Source organism: Pseudomonas fuscovaginae SE-1, assembly GCF_000364705.1.
Taxonomy (GTDB): Bacteria; Pseudomonadota; Gammaproteobacteria; order Pseudomonadales; family Pseudomonadaceae; genus Aquipseudomonas; species Aquipseudomonas fuscovaginae_A.
In genome coordinates this window covers 1-3,592 of the sequence record NZ_AQOH01000064.1, presented here as the reverse complement: position 1 = coordinate 3,592, position 3,592 = coordinate 1, and the positions used below count along the sequence as shown (strand labels likewise).

Genomic DNA, 3,592 nt, shown 5'->3' with positions numbered 1-3,592 from the left:
GAAGATGCACGGCCCCGAGCTGTACAGCCGCCATGTGGTGCCCGGCTACGGCCATATCGACTGCATGTTCGGCAAGGACGCGGTGGTGGATGTGTATCCGTTGATCCTGGCGCATCTGGAGAAGACCGCGCTGGGCTGATGAGTCTGGCGAGCTGTTTACTCGTGGCGAGCAGGCTTGCCTGCGCTCGGCTGCGCAGCAGCCGCAAATTCGCTGGGCGCATTTTTCCTGGCGCTTCGCGTCAGCCGATTTCAGGGCCGCTGCGCGCCCCAACGCAGGCAAGCCTGCTCGCCACAGCCACAGCCACAGCCACAAACAGTGATCCGGTGATTGGAAATGGATTTGCAGGTAGAGGGTGACATGGACAATTACATCCGCTGGTACCAACGCTTCATCTGGCTCGGCATCGTGATGAACATGGTGTTCGCACTGCCGGCCCTGTTCGCCCCGGCGCTGCTGACCTCGGTGGTCGGCCTGCCGCCGGTGCTGTCGGACCCCTGGCTGGAAAACGCCGGCATGCTGCTGGTGGGCATCAGCCTGTTCTACATGCCATCGGGCTTCAATGCCCGGCGCTTCCCGATCAACTCCTGGCTCTGCGTACTGAGCCGGCTGATCGCCGTGGCGTTCTGGATCTACCTGATCCAGACCAGCACCACGCCGTCGGTGTTCGTGCCGATGCTCTACGGTGACCTGAGCATGTTCCTGCTGCTGGGCATCACCCTTTACCTGGGCAGCCCACCGGCCACCCGGCCCTGGGCTCTGCTGGTCGATGGCTGGCATGCCTGGTGTCACGGCTGGGCGGTGCGCTGGCAACGCCACGGCTTCCGGGCCGGCCTGCTGGTCACCCTGCTGGTGCTGGGCTTCATCGGCTACCAGACCTGGTACAACATGCTGCGGGTGGTGCCCGAGGAGAAGTTCGCCGCCGACGAGGACCACTTCAAGTACGCTGCCATTGGCCTGGGCATCGAGGCGCGGATTCCCTACTACCTGTTTTCCGTGCTGCCGCAGATGTGCCCGGAGAAGATGCCCAGGCCGGGCGCCGGCTGGGAGGCTTTCGGTTTTCTCTACGAGAACGGCCGCGACCTGCCCATCGGCATGGCCAAGCGGCAGATCGGCTATCCGACCGTGGAGCCCAACTGCGCCCTGTGCCACACCGGTTCCTATCGACCCAGCGCTGGCGACGTCGCCCGGCCGCTGGCCACGGCACCGGCCAATACCCTGCAACTGCAGGCTTTCCAGTGGTTCGCCTACGACTGCGCCAGCGATCCGAAATTCACCGCCGAGGCGGTGATGACGGCGATCAACGCCAGGTTCCAGCTGGGCTTCTTCGAGAAGCTGTACAACCGCTACCTGATCATCCCGATGGCCAAGAGCGCGCTGCTCAAGCAGAAGCAGGGCTATGCCTGGCAGAAACTGCGGCCGGCCCAGGGCCCGGGGCGCACCGATACCTTCAACCCGACCAAGATGGTGGTGTTCGGCTTCCCGGACGACTCGACCATCGGTACCGTCGACCTGCCGCAGATCTGGAACCAGAAACCGCGCGAGTCGCTGTACCTGCATTGGGACGGCAACAATAACAATATCCATGAGCGCAACTACGCCGCGGCCATGGCCGTGGGCGCGACACCGCAGTCGGTGCTGCCGGAGAGCTTCAACCGGGTCACCAACTGGCTGCTCGGCACCCAGCCGCCGGCCTGGCCGTTCGCGCTGGATCAGGCGCGGGTCGCCCAGGGCAAGCCGCTCTGGGCCAACAACTGTGCCGGCTGCCATGAGTTCGGCAAGGCCGACACCGGCCAGGTCACCGTACCCATCGACACCCTGGGCACCGACCCGCATCGGCTGAACTCGTTCACCACCGGCCTGGTGCAGGCGTTCCACGGCTTCAAGAAACCGCCGTTCGACTTCGGCGCCTATCGCAAGACCCAGAGCTACAGCAACACCCCCACCGATGGCATCTGGATGCGCGCGCCTTACCTGCACAACGGCTCGGTGCCGAGCCTGTGGGACCTGCTGCAGAGCCCGGACAAGCGTCCGGTGACCTTCAGCACCGGCTCGGATGTGTACGACCCGGTCAAGGTCGGCTTCGTCACCAGCGGGCCGCAGGTACAGGCTCCGAACTACTTCAAGTACGACACCCGCCTGGAAGGCAACCACAACGGTGGGCACCTGTATGGCACCCAACTGACCGACGCCGAGAAATGGGCGCTGATCGAATTCATGAAGACCTTGTAGGGAGAGCGCCATGAACCTGCACCATCTGGAACATGAGCTGGCCAAGATCCATATCCGCCTCAGTGGTTTGAAGGCCCGGCTGGAGTTGTCCTGGAAGAAGCTGATCAGCGATATCGAACCTGAGGAGTTCCAGGCGATCCAGCAGTTGCTGCAACGCGGGCATGACCAGGCCCATTACGTGCTGGCCAATGGCGACCTGCCGAGCGACGAGCCGGCGGTGCCCTGGGAGCTGGCCCACGGTCTGTCGATCCTGCACCTGGGTCATGCCCAGGCGCTGCCGACCTCGGAGGCGGAGTTGCCGACCCGGGTACTCAAGGACGGTACGCTGCTCGGCTGTCGCAAGTGGGAACTGCTGGACCTGCTGTGGAGCGAGGCGTTGATCAAGTGGATCGAGAACCTGCGCCACCATGCGACGTTCGCCACCACGCCGGCGGTAATCAGGATCGACAACGAGGTCAGCCTGGCGATTGCCGGCGATTGGGGCACGGGGCCGTTCGACAGCCATGCGCCGGCGGTCAGCGTGGCCAACCAGATGAGCCTGCACCAGGCCGATTTCACCATTCATCTGGGCGATGTCTACTACGCCGGCACCGGCTCCGAGGAGGATGTCGACATGGCCGGCTGGCCGATGGGCAGGCATGGCGCCTTCACGCTCAATTCCAACCATGAGATGTACAGCGGCGCCCATGGCTATTTTGCCGAGCTCAGTGCGCGTTTCCCGGTGCAGCAGGGCACCAGCTACTTCGCCCTGTACAACGATGACTGGCTGATCGTCGGGCTGGACTCGGCCTATGCCTCCAAGGCGCTGAACCTGTACATGGACGGCACGCTCAACCAGCAGCAGATCGACTGGATGAAGACGCTGCCCAAGCGCGGCAAGCTGCTGGTGCTCAGCCATCACCAGGGCTTCGATATCACCGGGCACAACCCGAACGGCTTGTACCAGCAGGTCTGCGATGCGCTGGGGCGCGTGCCGGACTACTGGTATTGGGGGCATCTGCACAATGGCATCGTCTATGCCGAGCTGAACGGGCTGAAGGCGCGCTGCGCCGGGCACGGAGCGATTCCCTATGGCGTGACCAGCGAACTGGACGGCAACAAGCGGGTGCTGTTTTCCGAGACGAAGAATGCCGGCGACCCGGAGTATCCGGAGCGGGTGCTCAATGGCTTTGCGCGGGTGCGGCTGAGCGGCGCGAACATCATCGAGGAGTTCATCGGCGAGGATGGTTCGTTGCGCTGGAGTTCACAGGGATAAGGCCTGGCGCGGCCTTGTGGAAACCGGCTTATTGATCGTTCCCACGCTCTGCGTGGGAGCGCCGCCCGTGACGCTCTGCGTCACAAGAGCGGACGCCGAGCGTCCAG

General features: G+C 64.0%; 2 protein-coding genes. Both read left to right on the top strand.

Going from position 1 to position 3,592, the window contains the following annotated elements; translation table 11 throughout:
* The first annotated feature begins 358 nt into the window (after nucleotides 1-358).
* Complete coding sequence (locus tag K675_RS0107485; protein WP_017902894.1) at nucleotides 359-2,230, top strand: hypothetical protein; 1,872 nt, start codon at nucleotides 359-361, stop codon at nucleotides 2,228-2,230.
* Nucleotides 2,231-2,240: 10 nt separating this feature from the next.
* Complete coding sequence (locus K675_RS0107480; protein WP_017902893.1) at nucleotides 2,241-3,485, top strand: metallophosphoesterase family protein; 1,245 nt, start codon at nucleotides 2,241-2,243, stop codon at nucleotides 3,483-3,485.
* The last annotated feature ends 107 nt before the right edge of the window (nucleotides 3,486-3,592 follow it).